Below are 17916 nucleotides of genomic sequence, written 5' to 3'. Positions count from 1 at the left end.
AACGGGCACCATGCTGTTGCAGCGCCGCTGGATCGCGCTACACTTCACGACCAAACAAGAAGTCTTCTGGGAGGATATGATGACCGCGATCACGCGCCGCAACATGCTTGCGGGTACGGCAGCAGCAGGCGCGCTTGCGCTCACCGGCCAGCCCGCCTGGTCGGAGCCGCAGTGGAAGAAATATGCCGGCACCAAGCTCGAGGTGATCCTGGCCAAGGGCCCGCGCGGCGACAATCTGCAGAAGAACATCAAGGAATTCACCGCGCTGACCGGCATCGAGGTGGAATCCGAGCAGATCCCGGAGCAGCAGCAGCGGCAGAAGGTCGTGATCGAGCTGTCGTCGGGCAAGCCGAGCTTCGACGTCGTCCATCTCAGCTATCACGTGCAGAAGCGGCAGTTCGAGAAGGCCGGCTGGCTCGCCGACATCACCGACTTCATGAAGGATCCTAACCTCACGGCGCCGGACCTCGTGCAGAGCGATTTCTCCGCCGCCGGCCTGACTTACGCCAGCAACGACAAGGGCCGGATGTTCTCGCTGCCATGGTCGGTCGACTACTTCATCCTCTACTACAACAAGGAGCTGTTCGCGAAGAAGGGCGTCGAAGTGCCGAAGACGCTCGACGAGATGGTCACGGCTGCGCAGAAGCTGACCGATGCCAAGGACGGCACGTTCGGATTTGTCGGACGCGGCCTGCGCAACGCCAACATGACCCTGTGGACGAACTTCTTCCTCAACTATGGCGGCGAGTTCCTGGACGCCAAGGGCAACATCCTGACCGACGGCCCCGAGGCAATCGAGGCCACCAAGCTGTATCAGAAGCTGCTGACGACCTGCGCGCCTCCGGGCGTGGCCGGCTTCAACTGGATGGAGTCGATGGCCTCGTTCACGCAAGGCCGCTCGGCGATGTGGATCGACGGCGTCGGCTGGGCGCCGCCGCTGGAGGATCCCAACGCCTCGCGCGTGGTCGGCAAGGTCGGCTACACCGTGGTGCCCGCAGGACCGAGGGGGCAGTACTCGGCGACCTATGGCGACGGCATCGGCATTGCGGCCGCGAGCAAGAACAAGGAAGCCGCTTGGCTGCTGTGCCAGTGGCTGGTGTCGAAGCCGCAGGGCGCCCGCCTGGTGCAGGCCGGCGGCGGCGTGCCGTTCCGCAACTCGGTGCTCAACGACCCCGGGGTCCAGGGCGGCGTGAAGATGCCGAAGGAGTGGCTGCAGTCGGCGATCGACTCCGGCAAGATCTCCAAGCTCGGCCTGCCCGTGATCATCCCGGTCGCCGAATTCCGCGATCTCGTCGGTGCGGCGCTGACCGCGACGCTGTCGGGCGCCGATCCCGCCACCGAGCTGAAGAAGGCGCACGAACAGTTCCGCCCCATCCTGGAGCGCAGCGAGAAAGCGTGAGCACGATCGTCGAACAGGCCGGCGCGGCAGCGGAGGCGGCTGCGCCGGAACGTGCGCTGCGGCCGCCGTCGTACTGGCCGTTCGTCATCCCGGCGCTGGTCACCGTGCTGGCGGTGATCATCTTCCCCTGGCTGTTCACGATCTGGATGAGCTTCCAGGAGTGGAAGGTCGGTTCGCCAACGACTTTCGTCGGGCTGTCGAACTATCTGCGGCTGCCGGCCGATCCCCGCTTCGTCGAGTCGGTCGGGCACACGCTGTCCTATACGGCTCTATCGGTGCTGCTGCCGCTGGTGCTCGGCACCTTCGCGGCGGTGATCTTCCATGCCCGCTTCCCCGGCCGGGGACTGCTGCGGGCGCTGTTCATCATGCCGATGATGGCGACGCCGGTGGCGATCGCCCTGGTGTGGACGATGATGTTCCATCCGCAGCTCGGCATCCTCAACTACCTGCTGTCGCTGGTCGGCCTGCCGCCGCAGCTCTGGGTCTTCCATCCGGGCACGGTGATCCCCTCGCTGGTGCTGGTCGAGACCTGGCAGTGGACGCCGCTGGTGATGCTGATCGTGCTCGGCGGCATCGCCTCGCTGCCGACGGAGCCGTACGAGAGCGCACAGATCGACGGCGCCAGCACCTGGCAGATGTTCCGCTACATCACCCTGCCCTTGATCATGCCGTTCCTGTTCATCGCCGCGATGATCCGCGCCATCGACGCGATCAAGAGCTTCGACATCATCTTCGCGATCACCCAAGGCGGGCCCGGCTCGGCGTCGGAGACCATCAACCTCTATCTCTACAGCGTCGCCTTCGTCTATTACGACCTCGGCTATGCGTCGGCGATCGCGGTGGTGTTCTTCGCGCTGATCATCGCGCTGACTGCGCTCTTGCTGGTGCTGCGCCGCCGCGCGCAGTGGAATGCGCTGGGGAGCGACACATGAGCGCGCAGACCATCCTCGGCCGGCTCGGGCTCGCGCTCGGCGTCTTCCTCATCGTCTCGCCGGCGATCCTGTTCTTCCTCTGGATGATCTCGCTGTCGGTGAAGTACGAGGTCGACAACGCCGCGTATCCGCCGGTGTTCTGGCCGGAGCATTTCGCCTGGAAGAACTATGCCGACGTGCTGTCGTCCAACCGCTTCTTCACCTATTTCAAGAACAGCCTGGTGGTGACCGGCGGCGCGACGGCGCTCGCGATGCTGGTCGGCGTGCCCGCCGGCTACGGCATCGCCCGCATGGCCGCGCACAAGTCCGCGATCGTGATCCTGATCGCGCGCATCACGCCGGGCCTGTCCTATCTGATCCCGCTGTTCCTCTTGTTTCAGTGGCTCGGCCTGCTCGGCACGCTGTGGCCGCAGATCATCATCCATCTCGTCGTCACCGTGCCGATCGTGATCTGGATCATGATCGGCTATTTCGAGACCACGCCGATCGAGCTCGAAGAAGCCGCGCGTATCGATGGCGCGACGCGCTGGCAGGTTTTCCGTCACGTGGCATTGCCGGTGGCGAAGCCCGGCCTCGCCGTCGCCTTCATCCTCGCGGTGATCTTCTCCTGGAATAATTTCGTGTTCGGCATCGTGCTGGCCGGACGCGAGACCCGCACCTTGCCGGTCGCGGTCTACAACATGATCTCGTTCGATCAGCTCTCGTGGGGGCCGCTCGCGGCGGCCGCGCTGATCGTGACCCTGCCGGTGCTGCTGCTGACCGTGTTCGCGCAGCGGCAGATCGTGGCCGGCCTGACGGCGGGTGCGGTCAAGGGGGGCTGACGGGTATAATGCATACCAAAGAGAACCTGCGGCGGAATGCCAAACTTGCCTTGGTCAGGCCATAGTCTGCCACTTGGTTACCTGCGTGGAACCGGGATTCGCCCCGCCCCTGAGGCGCGGCGATGGCCGCGTTGATGGCTTCATCTCGTCTCTGCGCCGGCTTCGTTCCAGCCGAATACCACTGCGCCGCACGATCGACCGGCTCCGGATTTGCGCTCCGTCCGGTCCGTCTTGCAACCTGTCACTGGCTGAACGCCCGACCGACGAAAGCTGCATGACGTCCGATCGCGACGCCTCCGCGCCAGACCGATTGACTGCCCTGTTGCAGACCGAGCTGCTCGACTCGCCGCCGGAGCCGGGCTTCGATCGCGTCACCCGCTTGACCTCGCGGCTGCTGCAGGCTCCGGCGGCGATCATCGCGCTGGTCGATCGCGACCGGCAGTTCTTCAAGAGCTCGGTCGGCCTGTGCGAGCCGTGGGCGTCGCTGCGCGAGACGCCGCTCAGCCACTCCTTCTGCCAGCACGTCGTGACCTCGGCGCAGCCGCTGGTGATCAGCGACGCCAACGAGCATCCGCTGGTGAAGGACAATCTCGCGGTGCCGGTTTTCGGCGTGATCGCCTATCTCGGCGTCCCCCTGCGGCTGCCGAGCGGCGAGGTGATCGGCGCGCTCTGCGCCATCGATCACGAGCCGCGGCCGTGGAGCGACGACGACATCGCCCAGCTCACCGAGCTCAGCGAGATCGTGATGGACGAGATCGCGCTGCGCACCGAGAATGCACGGCGGCGCACGATCGAGCAGCACCATCGCGTGCTCGTCCATGAGCTCAATCACCGTGTCAAGAACACGCTGGCGCTGGTCGACAGCGTGATCGCGCTCAGCATCCGCGCCGATTCGGCGCTGGCCGCGTTCGGCGAGGTGCTGCGCGGCCGCATTGCCGCGCTGACCCGCAGCCACGCGCTGGCGCTGGACCGCGGCCGCGAGGCGATCGCGCTCGATGAGCTGGTCTGCGCCGAACTGGCGCCGCTGCAAGGCGACCGTGTCACGGTCGACGGTCCTGCCGTGCCGCTTCCGCCGGGCGTCGCGCTGTATCTGTCGATGGGGCTGCACGAGCTCGTCACCAACGCGGTGAAATACGGCGCGCTGTCGAACGATGCAGGACGGGTGACGCTGAGCTGGACCCATGCCGACGGACGGCTCAAGCTGTCCTGGGAGGAGAACGGCGGCCCGCAGGTCTCCCCACCTGCGAGCAACGGCTTCGGCTCGCTGCTGTTCGAGCGCATTCTCGGCGCGGCGCTGAAGGGCGAGGTCACGCGCGACTTCGCGCCGGATGGGCTCAGGGTTTCGTTCGACCTGCCGCTCGCGCCATGACGGAATTCAGCCGCGCTGGCCGCGCCGGCGCGTCAGCGTGATCTCGGCCAGAATCGACATCGCGATCTCCTCCGGCGTGATGGCGCCGAGATCGAGGCCAGCCGGTGCCTTGACCTTGTCGAGCAGCGCGGCGTCGATGCCGGCCCTGATCAGCTTGTCGCGCAGGCTGTCCATCTTGCGGCGACTGCCGACGAAGGCATGGTAGGCCGCATCGCAGGCGAGCGCGGCGCGCAAGGCCGCCTCGTCGCCCTTGCCTTGCGTCGACACCACGACGAAGCGGCTGCTCCCGGCCGGTTGATCCAGCGCGAAGCCATCGATCAGCACATCGGCCTCCGGTGTCGTGACGAGATCGGACGCCGGCGCCGCCAGCGTCACGTGATAGCCGAGCGGCCGCGCCTGCGCCGCGAGCGCGATCGCGACCGGGCTCGCGCCGAGGATGACCAGCGCGGGATGCGGCAGCACCGGCTCGACGAAGATGTCCATGGTGCCCTTGCTCGGGCACATGTTGGCGGCGAAGCGCACGCCCTCCCTGGTTTCGCCCGGCTTGACGCCGAGCTCGGCGAGCAGGTTCTCAGGCTGCACCGAGACCATGCGCGGGATGCCGTCGGCGAGCGCCTCGCGCGCCGCCTTCAGCACCGCGCCGCGGGCGCAGCCGCCGCCGATCCAGCCCGCGACGATGCTGCCGTCGGGGCGGATGATCGCCTTGGCGCCGGCCTTCGCGGCGGTCACCGACACCGTACGGACGACGGTGGCGAGCACGAAGCTCTCGTCGTTGGCTTTCAGTTGCGCGGCGAGATCGAGCAGTTCGGGAGCAGCGGTCATGACTGCCTCCTCTGCGGACTGTCGGAAGCACACTGCTTCGACAGAGAAGGTATGTTCCCTCCCCCCTTGTGGGGGAGGGCTAGGGAGGGGGGCGTCTTGCACCGATGTCGGGGTACCCCCCTCCCCAGCCCTCCCCCACAAGGGGGGAGGGAGCGCACCACCGATGCTGCGACAGCGCGCCTTGAGCTCACAACGATGCCGCGCATCCGCATCCTCACAACCTCGCCAAATAAGGCTCCAGCGCCGCGAGCGAGCTCAACGTATGCGCGGGCGCGTAGAGATCGACGAAGGGCAGCGCGGCCTTGATGCCGCGCGCTTCCGGCGCATAGCCGTCCCAGCCGAGCATCGGATTGAGCCAGACGATGCGGCGGCAGCGGCGCGACAGCTGCGCCATCTCGCGGCCGAGCAAGGCTGGGTCACCGGTGTCGTAGCCGTCGGAGACGATCATCACGCAGGTCCGCGAATGAATGACGCGCGGCGCGTGCCAGCGATTGAAGGTCTGCAGGCTCTCGCCGATCCGCGTCCCGCCGCCGGCGCCCTGCGCCATCATCGAGAGACGGTCGAGCGCCCGCGCGGCATCCTTCTCCTTCATCGCATCCGAGACATAGGCAAGCCGGGTGTGAAACAGGAACGCTTCGGCCTCATGAAAGGCGTCGAGCACACCGTGGATGAAGCGCAGGAACACCGCGGTGTAGGGGCTCATCGAGCCGGAGGCGTCGAGCAGCACCACCAGCCGCAGCGGCTTGTGCTTGCGTCGCCGGTGCACCAGCGCAATCGGCACGCCGCCATGGCTGATGTTGCGGTGGATGGTGCGGCGCAGGTCGAGCCGCTCGCCCTTGCGCCGCAACTGATCGCGGCGCGTCAGCCGTGTCCGCATCGCCCGGGCGAGCCGCGCCGCGGCCTCGTGCGCCAGCGCGACCTGGTCGGGATCTGCGAGCTTGCGGAAGTCGGTATCGCTGATGGACTCCACGCGCGATGCCCCTTCGCGCAGGCCCTCGCCGCCCGCGTCGCGTGGGGTTTCGTCAGAGGGAATCTGATCGGTCGCGCCGTGAGGCTCCGGCTGACCGGCATTCGCATCCCGCAGACTCTTCAGCGACGGGCTGTTCGCTCTCGCCGTCGCGCCGGCGACCAGCGAGCGCGAGCGCACGCGCTTGCCGAGCCAGAACGCGTCGAACAGGCCGTCGAAGCGATCCCACTCGCTCTTGCGCGCCGAAAGCAGGTGCTTGAAGGCGGAGCGCAACAGGCCGGGCTTATCGGCATAGCCCGCACTCATCACGGCCGCCGCGTCCTGCCCCTCCGACAGGCCGACCGCAAAGCCGTTGTCGCGCAACGTCTTGAGAAATGCACCGAGGCGTCCCGCGACCAGCCGCGCGACCGCGTTCATGTCCTCGTGGTCGGGTGTGGTGCCACAGCAGCTCATGCGACCTTCCCCAGCAGCCGCGCCGTGACCTCGCGCGTGATCCGCGCGCGGTCCTCATGGGTCTTGAGCAGGCACATCAAGGTGTCATGCACCATCTCCGGCTGGTCCTTGAGATCGCGCACGTCGAGCCCGACCAGTGCCGCCGCCCAGTCCAGCGTCTCGGCGACGCCGGGCACCTTGCGCAGTTCCTCCTTGCGCAAGGAGTCGATGAGGCGCGCGATCTGCAGGGCCAGTTGCGCCGAGGCGCCGTCGATCCGCGCCAGAATGATGCGGGCCTCGCGATCGACGTCGGGATAGTCGACGTAGTGATAGAGGCAGCGCCGGCGCAGCGCGTCGGACAATTCGCGGGTGCCGTTGGAGGTCAGCACCACGTGCGGGATGCTGATTGCTTTGATGGTGCCGAGCTCGGGAATCGAGACCTGGAAGTCCGACAGGAGCTCCAGCAGGAACGCCTCGAATTCGTCGTCGGCGCGGTCGATCTCATCGATCAGCAGCACCGGCGGCGTGGCGCGGCGGATCGCCGCAAGCAGCGGCCGCTCCAGCAGATATTTCTCGGAGAAGATTTGGTCCTCGATGGTGTCCGGCTGGCCGCGATGCGCCTCGATCGCGAGCAGCTGGCGCTGGTAGTTCCACTCGTAGAGCGCGGAGCTCTGATCGAGGCCTTCATAGCATTGCAGACGGATCAGCTCGGTGCCATGCACGCAGGCGAGCGCCTTGGCGACCTCGGTCTTGCCGACCCCGGCCTCGCCTTCCAGCAGCAGCGGCCGCCTGAGGAGCTGCATCAGCGCGATCGCGGTCGCCAGTTCGCCGTCGGCGATATAGCCGCAAGCGGAGAGCGATTGTGCGATGTCGTCGCGGGCTTTCATCAGCGTTTGATTCTCGATCTCACCGCGAAGCCAGTGCGTTCCCTCCCCCCTTGTGGGGGAGGGCTAGGGAGGGGGGTAGCATCAGGCGACACCGCCGCCGGAGACCCCCACCCCCAACCCCTCCCCGCAAGGGGGAGGGGAGCGCACTGCCGATGCCGTTATAGCTCCACTCTCTCCGCGTGATTGCGAACGAAGCGACGTGTCCGCCGAAGCCCGCAGGGCGTAGGCGGAAGCAATCCAGGGTGATGGGCGGGACTCTGGATTGCTTCCGCCGTCGCCCTTCGGGCTATGGCGGACAAGTCGTCGCTTCGCTCCTCGCAATGACGAAGGTGCACTTGGATATAGCCTACGCCACCACGCCCAGGTTCTTCGCCGCCTGCCAGTTGCGCCAGAAGTCGTGGGGCATCTGGATGTGCGTCGCGCCCAGGAACGAGAACGCGTCATTGACCGCATTGGAGAACGCCGGCACGCCGCCGACATTGGGGCTTTCGCCGACGCCCTTGGCGCCGATCGGATGGTGCGGCGAAGGCGTCACCGTGAAGTCGGTCTCCCAATGCGGCGTCTCCACCGCGGTCGGCATGAAGAAGTCCATGAACGAGCCGGTGACGACATTGCCCTCGGCGTCGTAGCGGATCTCCTGGCCCATCGCGATGGCGAAGGCTTCGGTGAGGCCGCCATGGATCTGGCCCTCGATGATCATCGGGTTGATGCGGGTGCCGCAATCATCCAGCGCATAGAAGCGTCGGACCTTGTACACGCCCGTATCCACATCGATGTCCATCACGCAGAGATAGGCGCCGAATGGATAGGTCATGTTGGGCGGATCGTAATAGCTCACCGCCTCCAGCCCCGGCTCCATGCCGGGCGGCACCGAGTTGTAGGCCGCCCAGCAGATATCCTTCATCGACATCACCTTCTCGGGCAGGCCCTTGACCCGGAAGCCGTCGATGTCCCATTCGAGATCGTCTTCATGGACCTCGAGCTTGTAGGCCGCGATCATCTGCGCCTTGGCCTTGATCTTGCGCGCGGCCATCGCGATGGCCGCGCCGGCCACCGGCGTCGAGCGCGAGCCGTAGGTGCCCAAGCCATAAGGCGCGGTGTCGGTGTTGCCCTCCTCGACCATGATGTTGTCGGCGGGAATGCCGATCTCGCTGGCGATGATCTGCGCCCAGGTGGTCTCGTGCCCCTGGCCCTGGCTCTTGGTGCCCATCCGCGCGATGCCGGCGCCGGTCGGGTGCAGCCGGATCTCGCAGGAATCGAACATCGCGATGCCCAGGATGTCGCAGTTCTTCGACGGACCGGCGCCGACGATCTCGGTGAAGAAGGAGACGCCGATGCCCATGATCTCGCGGGTCTCGCCGCGCTTGAACGCCGCGCGCTTCTCGGCCTGCTCCTTGCGCAGGCCTGCGTAGTCCACCGCTTCCATCATCTTGCGCATGGCGGTGTGGTAGTCGCCGGAATCGTACTCCCAGCCGAGCGCCGAGTGATAGGGAAACTGCTCCGGCTTGACGAAATTCTTCAGGCGCAGCTCCGCCGGGTCCATGCCGAGCTTCTGCGCGAGAATGTCCATGCCGCGCTCGATGCAATAGGCCGCCTCGGTGACGCGGAACGAGCAGCGATAGGCGACGCCGCCCGGCGCCTTGTTGGTGTAGACGCCGTCGACGGAGAGATGCGCGACCGGGAAGTCATAGGAGCCGGTGACGATGTTGAAGAAGCCGGCGGGCCATTTCGACGGGTCGGCGCAGGCGTCGAAGCCGCCGTGGTCGGCGAGCACGTGGACGCGCAGGCCGGTGACCTTGCCGTCCTTGGTCGCCGCGATCTCCGTGGTCATGTGGTAGTCGCGGGCGAAGGCAGTCGCGGTCAGGTTCTCGATGCGGTCCTCGACCCATTTCACCGGCTTGCCGGTGACGATCGAGGCCACCGCCGCGCAGATATAGCCGGGATAGGCGCCGACCTTGTTGCCGAAGCCGCCGCCGATGTCCGGCGCGATGACGTGGATCTTCTGCTCCGGGATCTTGGCGATCAGCGACACCACGGTGCGGATGACATGCGGCGCCTGGAAGGTACCCCAGATCGTCAGCTCGCCCTTGATCTTGTCGAACGCGCAGACGCACTGGCAGGTCTCGAGCGGCGACGGATGGGTGCGGTGATACGAGATCATCTCCTTGATGGTGACGTCGGCCTTCTTGAACGCGGCGTCGGTGAGCTCCTTGTCGCCGACACTCCATTCGAAAATGTGGTTGTGATGCTTGCGTGGGCCGTGTGCGCCGGAGGTCTTGCCGGCAAGGTCCTCGCGCAGCACCGGCGCGTCCGGGTCCATCGCCTTGAACGGATCGACCAGCACCGGCAGCGGCTCGTATTCGACGACCACCTTGGAGACGCCGTCATCGGCGGCATAGCGGTCGGTCGCGACGACGAAGGCGACCTCCTGGTTCTGGAACAGCACCTTGCCGTCGGCGAGCACCATCTGCACGTCGCCTGCCAAGGTCGGCATCCAGGCGAGGTTGACGGTCTTCAGCGTCTCGGCGGTGATCACCGCGAGCACGCCGGGCACTTTCAGCGCCTCCTCGGTGTGGATCGCCTTCACCCGCGCATGCGCATGCGGCGAGCGCACGAAGTCGCCATGCAGCATGCCCGGCAGCTTGACGTCGTCGACGTAGTTGCCCTTGCCCTGGGTAAAGCGAATGTCCTCGACGCGCTTGCGCCGGCAGCCCATGCCTTCGAGCGCGGCTTCGCGTTGTTCCCGCGTGGGAGTCAGGTCGTTCATTCCGCGGCCTCCTGGAATTCCACGCCGTTGATCTTGGCGGCGGCGTATTGGATCGCCTTGACGATGTTCTGGTAGCCGGTGCAGCGGCAGATGTTGCCGGAGATGCCGGCGCGGATATCCGCCTCCGTCGGCGACGGATTCTCCTGCAGCAGCCGATGCGCGCGGATGATCATGCCGGGCGTGCAGAAGCCGCATTGCAGGCCGTGCATCATGCGGAAGCCTTCCTGCAGCGGCGACAGCGTGCCGTCGGCGTTGGCCATGCCCTCGATCGTGGTGATCTCGCAGCCGTTGGCCTGCACCGCGAGCATGGTGCAGCTCTTCACGCTCATGCCGTCGATGTCGATGGTGCAGGCCCCGCAATGGCTTGTCTCGCAGCCGATATGGGTGCCGGTGAGCTGCGCCTGCTCGCGCAGGAAATGAACCAGCAAGGTGCGCGGCTCGGCGAGGCCTTCGACCTCGCTGCCGTTCACCTTCATCGTGATATGGGTTTTGGGCATTTGGTTGCTCCCTCGTGGGATTGTGGGATTGGCCTCACTAAGGCCACAGCATCGGTGTGCTCCCCTCCCCCTTGCGGGGAGGGGTCGGGGGTGGGGGTCCACGGCGGCAGTCTCGCTTGGGGCTACCCCCCTCCCCGCCCCTCCCCCACAAAGGGGGGGAGATGAGAGGACGTGCCGGGGGCGAGAAGGCACCGCATGCGGGCCCGCGGTGTCAGCACACCCTGCTACTTCGCCCTCGCCGCCGCGCGCTGCAGGGCGCGCATGACCATGATGCCGCCGACATGGATGCGGTACTCGGCCGGCCCGCGCGCATCGGAGGCCGGCTGCATGATCGCGCGCGCCGCCGTCGCGGCGGCCTTCAGCGCGGCATCGTCCAGCGCCGTGCCGATCACGGCGTTGGCCGCGTCGGTCGCGAGCAGCGGCGTCTCGTGCAGATTGGTGAGCGCGATCACACAGCTCGCCACCTTGCCGCCGGCCATGGTCAGCACGACAGCCGCCGCGGCGGTCGCGTAGTCGCCGACCTTGCGCTTCAGCTTCTCATAGGCGTAGCCGTGTCCCGCAGGCGGAACGGGAATGCTCATCCCGGTGAGGATCTCGCCCGGCTCCAGCGCGGTGAAATAGGCGCCCTGGTAGAATTCCCGCGCCGCGACCTCACGGGCGCCGTTCGGCCCCTCCAGACGGTAGCTTGCATCGAGCGCCAGCATCAGCGCCGGCATGTCGTTGCCGGGATCGCCATTGGCGACGTTGCCGCCGAGCGTGCCGCGGTAGCGCACCTGCGGATCGGCGATCAAAAGCGCCGTTTCGTGCAGGATCGGCAGGCTGGCTCCGATCTCGGTCGAGGCCAGCAGCTCGGCCTGCGTGGTCATCGCGCCGATGAAGATGCGGTCGCCACCGCGGCGGATGCCCTTGAGCCCGGCGATGCCGTGCAGATCGATCAGATGCGCCGGGGTCGCCAGTCGCAGCTTCATCATCGGCAGCAGGCTGTGGCCGCCGGCGAGCGGTCGCGCGTCATCGCCGAGGTCGGCGAGCAGCTTGATCGCATCGCTGACGCTCGCCGGCCGGTGATAGTCGAACGGGCCAGGAATCATGACATTTCCTCTCCTGTGCTGGCCTGCCTTATCGGCAAGGCCGTCGCGTTGTTGCGGCGGGCGTTCGTGCTGCGAGAGCGAAGTGCGAACGCGGACGCATCGCGGATTGGCGCGGAGCGTCGATCGGGATCGCTGGCCGCGCAACGAAGCCGGCACGGAGAGCGACGAAATCGCACGAATTGCGGCTGGTCGCGCACGAATTGCGTCAGCGAGGGCGACCCAATCGCGCGAGTGACGGCGTGAGCGGCCGCGCAAGACGCGCGCGCGGTGTTGCATGCGTTGGGGAGAATGGCGGCGCTCTGTTGCAGCAGCGAAACGAACGCTGAACTCAGGCCGGCCGCCGCAGCCCGAGCCGCGCCTTGACCTCGGCGACCTTGGCGCGGCTCACCGGCACGCGCGGCTTCGAGGGGCCATCGAGCTCGATGATCGCGCCCTCGCCTTCCCGACCGACGTAGATCACGTGCTCGATCGCGACGATGTGGCTGCGGTGCACGCGGATGAAGCGGCCGGGATCGAGCTGCGCCTCAGCCTCGGAGATCGACCATGGGCACATCCGCTCGCGGGTGCCGTCGTGGATCCGCGTGTAGTGCGCATCGGCGCGCACGCTGCGCACGTCCCCGGCATCGATGAAATGGGTGCCGTTGGCGCCCTCCAGCGGCAATCGCGCCGCGGTCGCGCGCGGCGGCTGGCCGATGCCCCCCAGCGGCGCCGCCGTCGACCGGCTCATGGCGGCGACCTCAACCACCGGCTCGGCCGCCGTCGCGGCCGGCTCCGGCGCCAATTGCGGCGCAGCCTCGGCAACGGCTGGCATCGGCGGCGATTGACGGCGCGGGTCCGGCACCAGCGACAGCAAAAATCCGGCGGCGATGACGAAGCACAGCACGGCGACGACGATCGCGAGCGCTTGCGGCGATGCAGCAAGTCCCGGTGCGGCGTGATGGTGTCCCTCGCCCATCGGCACGACATGCATTCCCAGCATCGCCGTGTAATGCATGCCGGACACGGCGATGCCGAACGCAACCGCGCTGATGGCGAGCCGCAGCCCGTCCTGCCGCGCCAGGAAGATGCGCAGGCCGCCATAGGCGGCGCCGATCGCAATCGCCACCGACAGCGCCACCAGCGCCGGATCATGCGTCAACCCGAATGAGCCGGACAGGCCGTGCATGCCGACATAATGCATGCTGGCGATGCCGGCGCCGAGCAGCAGCGCGGAAGGGACGACGCGCCGGGGGGAGGGATCGCCGATGCTGACGAAGAACAGCGAGATGCCGATCACGAGCGCGCAGATCAGGAACGAGATGATGGTCGGCAGCACCAGATAGACGGCATCAGGCGGCAGTGGCGCCGCCATCATGCCCACGAAATGCATGGTCCAGATGCCCACAGCCAGAATGCCGGCGGCGCCGGACAGCAGCACGCGCGCATTCTCTCCCGGCCCGCTGCGGATGCGCGCGGTGAGACTGAAACCGGTATAGCCACCCAGGCTCGCGATCACGACCGAGAGCGCGACGAGATAAGGATCGTATCCTTCGATCATCCTTGTCGGCCGCCCGTCGCCACGGGCCAGCCTCCTCCCAAGGGAGATTTTACAGGGGTGGCGAGGAAATTGACAACACAAGGCGGGGAGCGTGAGGGGGCGTGTTGTCGCTGGGGGACAAGCGAGGGCGGCAAGCTTGATTGGCGTGGCGCCAGACGTTGGATTCGATCTGGAGCGGCGAACGCGGTGAGTTCCCCTCCCCCTTGCGGGGAGGGGAGCAGGCCGCCGTCGCGGTGAGACCTCGGCTCCCGACACTGAAGCATGTGTGGCCGGCCGTGACCGGCCACACACCGTCCGCCTCAGATAATCCCCGCCGCGACCTGGCTGCGCAGCCGCTCCAGGCTCAGCAGCGTCTCGGCGCAGGCAGTCGCCACCTCGATGCCCTTGATCGCAAAATGTTTGCGGAAGAACTCGAAATGCGCCTGCGTCTCGTGGAATTGCTGCGGCGTCAGCACCGCGGAGAACACCGGCACCTCGGTGCGCAATTGCACGTCCATCAGCGCCTTGATGACGGTGTCGGCGACGAACTCGTGGCGGTAGATGCCGCCGTCGACGACGAGCCCGGCCGCGACGATGGCGGTGTAGCGCCGCGTCTTGGCCAGGAGCTGCGCATGCAGCGGGATCTCGAACGAGCCTGGCACCTCGAAGATGTCGACCCGATCGCGCGGGATGTGGCGCGCCTCGATCTCGTCGATGAAGGCGAGACGGCATTCGGCGACGACGTCGCGATGCCAGGCCGATTGCACGAAGGCGACGCGCTGCGGCTTGCTGAAGCGCGGATGCGACGGCGCCGGTGGCGACTCGTCGGGCGGTGACGCGACCGGCGTATCCGCCGGCGGCGACGTTCCTGCGGTGATGGTGTCGGTGGGCGTATCAGTAGGCGCGTCTTGCAACATCTGATTCATGGTTGTCCTCGTCAGAGACCAGAATCAGGGCACACGGAACGACGACGCCCCCACGCTGGATTGCGCGGGGTGCCGGGACCCGTTCTCTTTCATCCGGACTGTGACCGTCGGCTTCGGAATCGCACCGAATCTGCTGACCCTTCTCTGCGCGACACGTTCCGGAGAACAGAATTCTCCAGACCGTGCCTTGCCGAGAAGGCGCTCGCGGGCTCGCGCTCGACCGAGAACGCTTACCGCCGGTGGGGAATTTCGCCCCGCCCTGAGAACATCGGCCGCCCGGATGGACGGCCTGAATGAACTATGCAGGCGGTCGGCGGCTGCGGCAAGGCCTCACGCCCGCGGTCCGCGACGGGCGGCCATGCAGACGCTCACGGCCGTTCCTGCGGCCAAATCACCTCAGACCGAGCGGCTGCGGCGTGTCCGATTCCGTTTTGTTCTCGTTCGCCGATGATTCCACAGGCCGGACAGGAGTTGTGGACGAAGCGGTGTTTGGCTGTGGACGGACTCGCCCCCCCGTTGCGCAGATTCCGCAAATCACATCAGTTTGTCCTCGCACGCCTCGGGGTACCTCCGGGACTGCAAGCCGGGTCGCGAAGCGCCAAGAGGGCGTGGGCCGGGTCGCCGCGTATGTACCAACGAGATCAAGAAGACGAGGTCGAGACGGCATGTCCCTGCTCGAAAGCACTATCGATTCCGCAGATCATCCGCTGAGCGTGGTCGAGACAATTGCGGCCGACAATAATTGGATGTTCGAGCGCTCCGGCGAGGACGAGATCACGATCGCCTCCAAGGGCCAGTGGACCGACTATCAGCTTTCCTTCACCTGGATGGCGGAGATCGAGGCGCTGCATCTGGCCTGTGCCTTCGACATGAAGATTCCCGAGGCGCGCCGCGCCGAGGTGCAGCGGCTGATCGCCGCGATCAACGAGCAGCTCTGGCTCGGCCATTTCGACATCTGGACCCACACCGGCATGGTGATGCACCGCCAGGCCCTGGTGCTGCCCGGCGGGATCACCGCGTCGGGACTGCAATGCGAGAGCATGCTGGCGGGCGCCATCCACGCCTGCGAGCGCTATTTCCCGGCCTTCCAGTTCGTGGTCTGGGCCGGCAAGTCGACCCAGGAGGCCATGGCGGCGGCGCTGTTCGATACAGAGGGCGAGGCGTAAGCCGCCGCCGCTCCATCACACGCGGTGTCGTCCCTGCGCACGCAGGGACCCATACCGCGTGATGTCCGTGTGGCGCACGACGCTTGTCGCTCTGCCCCTGCTCCACTAGAACCGCCGGTGGTTATGGGTCCCTGCTTTCGCAGGGACGACAGCGGAGTGCGTCGTGACATCAGCGGACAACAACCTGCTTCATCAGCTCACCGGCACCATCGTGCTGGCCGGCGCCGGCAAGATGGGCGGGGCGATGCTGACCGGGTGGCTGGCCGGCGGCCTTGATCCCGCGCGCGTGGTCGTGATCGAGCCGATGCCGTCGGCCGAGATCACGGCGCTAAAGGCCCAAGGCGTCCGCCTCAATCCGACGGCGACTGCGCCGGCCGAGGTCGTCATCGTTGCCGTCAAGCCGCAGATGTTCCCCGACGCCGGCCCCGCCTTGAAGCCGTGGGTCGGCGACGCGACGCTGGTGCTGTCGATCATGGCGGGGACGACGATCGCCGGCTTGCAGCAAACGATCGGCGGCGCGGTCGTGCGCGCGATGCCGAATACGCCCGCCGCGATCGGCCGCGGCATCACCGTGGCCGTGCCGGCCGGCAACGTCAGCGCCGCGCAGCGCGGGCTGACGGACGCGCTGCTGCGTGCCACCGGCGCAGTGGAATGGGTCGACGAGGAGGCGCTGATGGACGCGGTGACTGCCGTGTCCGGCTCGGGGCCCGCCTATGTGTTCCTGCTCGCCGAGGAGCTCGCCCGCGCCGGCGTCGCCGCCGGCCTGCCCGAGTCCCTGGCGACGAAGCTCGCGCGCCACACCGTGTCGGGCGCCGGCGAGCTGCTGCGCCAATCGGACCTGCCGTCCGCCACCCTGCGCCAGAACGTCACCTCGCCGGGCGGCACCACCGCCGCGGCGCTGTCGGTGCTGATGGGAGCCGACGGCTTCCAGCCGCTGCTGACCAAGGCGGTCGCCGCGGCCACGGCGCGTTCGAAAGAGCTCGCGAAGTAGACAACCGCGAGCTGACAGCTCAGCGCGACGGCGTCGGCGGCCCGCCATGCTGCTGGCGCCATTGCAGGAACTGGCGGAACAGGGCGCTGCGCTCAGCCGGATCGTTCGACAGCTGTCCCCCGCTCTGGCGCACGAAGCTCTCGAACTGGGTCTGGCGCACGTCGGCGACCTGCGGCCGCGGCACCATGTTGTGCGCCAGCAGCCACTCTTCCGCGGCCTTGAACCGCTTCCAGTTCGGGATGGCGGCGACGATGCTCGACTCCCGCCATTTCGGATGCCGCGGCGGCTTCATGAACTCGTCGTAGTTGGCGAAGAACGCCTCGACGAAGCGCGCCACCTTTCGGTAGCGCTCGGTATTCTCCGGCCAATTGTAGCTGACGAGCAGCATGCCGATCGCCACCGTCTCGATCGTCTCGCCGGGGTTGAGCAGGTTCGGATATTCCTCGGAGGACAATGTCGTCGGCAGATAGAGGTCCTGCAGCCGGCGGTCGTAGGGGATCGTCACCAGGTGCAGCGCGCGGTTGTCGTTCCTGATGTTGCGGGCGAGCTGGAACACCTTGCCGGTGGAGACGATGTAGGCGTCCGCGTCGCCATCGATCAGCTTCTGGATCGATTTGGCGTCATCGGTCGCGTAGTCGAATGACGCCGTCAGGCCCAGCCGGTTGAAGATCACGCGCGCGGAATAGAAGCCGACATCGGTCGGCGCGATGACGCGCTTGCCGTTGAGATCGAAGATCGAGCGGATCGAGGAGCGCGCGATGACATGGATCTCGTTGTGATAGAGCCGCGCGATGTAGCGGAGTTGCGAGGTGATGTCGGGAATGCCGTATTGCAGGCGGTAGAATTCGGGCACGTCGGCGGCGACCGCGCCCATGTCGATGCTCTTCAGGAACAGAATATCCGAGACGTTGCGCACCGGTCCCTTGCCGAGCACCGGCAGCACGCGGACGTTGGTCTGATCATCGAGCACGCGCGCCATGTCCGAGCCGAACACGGAGGTGGCGCCGCCGGCCGGCGCGGTGATGATGGTGACGGTGCCGTCGTTGACGTCGGTCGGGTTGGGCAGCCGCCACACGTCCGGCCCGCTGCCGGGCGCGGGCGACAGCGACGCCGGCAGGCCGGCGGGACGTGGCGGCGCGGGGATCACGGGCGCGCCGTTCGGCCGGACGGCCGGGGCGACGGGCACGATGATGGAGCGGGTCGCTGCCGGGCGCGGCGGCTGCGGCGGTTGTTGTTGCAGCTGCGGCCAAGCCTGCGCCGATGCCTGGCTCAGCATGAGTCCGGCTGCGAGCGCGGCGAGCGCGACTTGCGAAGCTGCCTTCGTGACGATGGACAT

15 protein-coding genes and 1 riboswitch are annotated in these 17916 nt (G+C 67.1%); of the genes, 6 read left to right on the top strand and 9 right to left on the bottom strand.

Going from position 1 to position 17916, the window contains the following annotated elements:
* Nucleotides 1-79 precede the first annotated feature (79 nt).
* The 4 genes from ACQR1E_RS32890 to ACQR1E_RS32875 all read left to right on the top strand — a co-directional run bounded on the left by ACQR1E_RS32890 (nt 80) and on the right by ACQR1E_RS32875 (nt 4521).
* A complete protein-coding gene (locus tag ACQR1E_RS32890; RefSeq protein ID WP_315826175.1) occupies nt 80-1399 on the top strand; it encodes an ABC transporter substrate-binding protein in 1320 nt (439 codons plus the stop codon).
* A complete protein-coding gene (locus tag ACQR1E_RS32885) occupies nt 1396-2331 on the top strand; it encodes a carbohydrate ABC transporter permease (protein WP_315714070.1) in 936 nt (311 codons plus the stop codon). Before ACQR1E_RS32890 ends, ACQR1E_RS32885 begins: the two co-directional genes overlap by 4 nt.
* On the top strand, nt 2328-3152 hold the full coding sequence (locus ACQR1E_RS32880; RefSeq protein WP_315714069.1) for a carbohydrate ABC transporter permease: 825 nt from the start codon (nt 2328-2330) through the stop codon (nt 3150-3152). The genes ACQR1E_RS32885 and ACQR1E_RS32880 overlap by 4 nt, the downstream gene beginning before the upstream one ends.
* A gap of 274 nt (nt 3153-3426) precedes the next feature.
* Nucleotides 3427-4521, top strand: coding sequence for an HWE histidine kinase domain-containing protein (locus ACQR1E_RS32875; protein ID WP_316201336.1), 1095 nt, complete (start codon nt 3427-3429; stop codon nt 4519-4521).
* A 6-nt stretch (nt 4522-4527) separates the two neighbouring features.
* Here the strand turns inward: ACQR1E_RS32875 and ACQR1E_RS32870 are convergent, their stop codons facing one another.
* The 8 genes from ACQR1E_RS32870 to ACQR1E_RS32835 form a co-directional block, all read right to left on the bottom strand.
* Nucleotides 4528-5343, bottom strand: coding sequence for an XdhC family protein (locus ACQR1E_RS32870; RefSeq protein WP_316169345.1), 816 nt, complete (start codon nt 5341-5343; stop codon nt 4528-4530).
* 214 nt (nt 5344-5557) lie between these two features.
* Nucleotides 5558-6763 (bottom strand): vWA domain-containing protein, encoded by a 1206-nt coding sequence (locus tag ACQR1E_RS32865; RefSeq protein ID WP_315826173.1) that lies wholly within the window; start codon nt 6761-6763, stop codon nt 5558-5560.
* A complete protein-coding gene (locus ACQR1E_RS32860) occupies nt 6760-7629 on the bottom strand; it encodes an AAA family ATPase (RefSeq protein WP_316166498.1) in 870 nt (289 codons plus the stop codon). Before ACQR1E_RS32860 ends, ACQR1E_RS32865 begins: the two co-directional genes overlap by 4 nt.
* 346 nt (nt 7630-7975) lie before the next feature.
* A complete protein-coding gene (locus ACQR1E_RS32855) occupies nt 7976-10396 on the bottom strand; it encodes an aerobic carbon-monoxide dehydrogenase large subunit (RefSeq protein ID WP_315714064.1) in 2421 nt (806 codons plus the stop codon).
* A complete protein-coding gene (locus tag ACQR1E_RS32850; RefSeq protein WP_316203672.1) occupies nt 10393-10893 on the bottom strand; it encodes a (2Fe-2S)-binding protein in 501 nt (166 codons plus the stop codon). The genes ACQR1E_RS32855 and ACQR1E_RS32850 overlap by 4 nt, the downstream gene beginning before the upstream one ends.
* 224 nt (nt 10894-11117) lie before the next feature.
* The gene (locus ACQR1E_RS32845; RefSeq protein WP_316203673.1) at nt 11118-11981 is read right to left on the bottom strand and encodes an FAD binding domain-containing protein; all 864 of its coding nucleotides are present in this window, start codon (nt 11979-11981) and stop codon (nt 11118-11120) included.
* A 328-nt stretch (nt 11982-12309) separates the two neighbouring features.
* A complete protein-coding gene (locus ACQR1E_RS32840; RefSeq protein ID WP_316203674.1) occupies nt 12310-13518 on the bottom strand; it encodes an MHYT domain-containing protein in 1209 nt (402 codons plus the stop codon).
* Between the two features lie 299 nt (nt 13519-13817).
* Nucleotides 13818-14423, bottom strand: coding sequence for a 6,7-dimethyl-8-ribityllumazine synthase (locus ACQR1E_RS32835; protein ID WP_316203675.1), 606 nt, complete (start codon nt 14421-14423; stop codon nt 13818-13820).
* Between the two features lie 77 nt (nt 14424-14500).
* Nucleotides 14501-14694, bottom strand: a riboswitch (FMN riboswitch).
* Nucleotides 14695-15088: 394 nt separating this feature from the next.
* Here ACQR1E_RS32835 and ACQR1E_RS32830 point away from each other — a divergent pair.
* Together ACQR1E_RS32830 and proC are read left to right on the top strand one after the other, a co-directional pair.
* The gene (locus ACQR1E_RS32830) at nt 15089-15589 is read left to right on the top strand and encodes a YbjN domain-containing protein (protein ID WP_315714059.1); all 501 of its coding nucleotides are present in this window, start codon (nt 15089-15091) and stop codon (nt 15587-15589) included.
* Between the two features lie 163 nt (nt 15590-15752).
* Nucleotides 15753-16580 carry a pyrroline-5-carboxylate reductase gene (gene proC, locus ACQR1E_RS32825; protein WP_315714058.1) on the top strand — a complete coding sequence of 276 codons (828 nt, stop codon included), beginning with the start codon at nt 15753-15755 and terminating at the stop codon, nt 16578-16580.
* 19 nt (nt 16581-16599) lie between these two features.
* On the opposite strand, the gene ACQR1E_RS32820 is transcribed toward proC, so the two are convergent.
* Nucleotides 16600-17916, bottom strand: a complete 1317-nt coding sequence (locus ACQR1E_RS32820; RefSeq protein ID WP_316166492.1) for a TAXI family TRAP transporter solute-binding subunit — start codon at nt 17914-17916, stop codon at nt 16600-16602.

The sequence above is a fragment of the Bradyrhizobium sp. HKCCYLRH1030 genome (assembly GCF_051168395.1).
Taxonomy (GTDB): Bacteria; Pseudomonadota; Alphaproteobacteria; order Rhizobiales; family Xanthobacteraceae; genus Bradyrhizobium.
The sequence above is the reverse complement of the archived record's forward strand: the minus strand, read 5'-3'. Positions and strand labels throughout refer to the sequence as shown.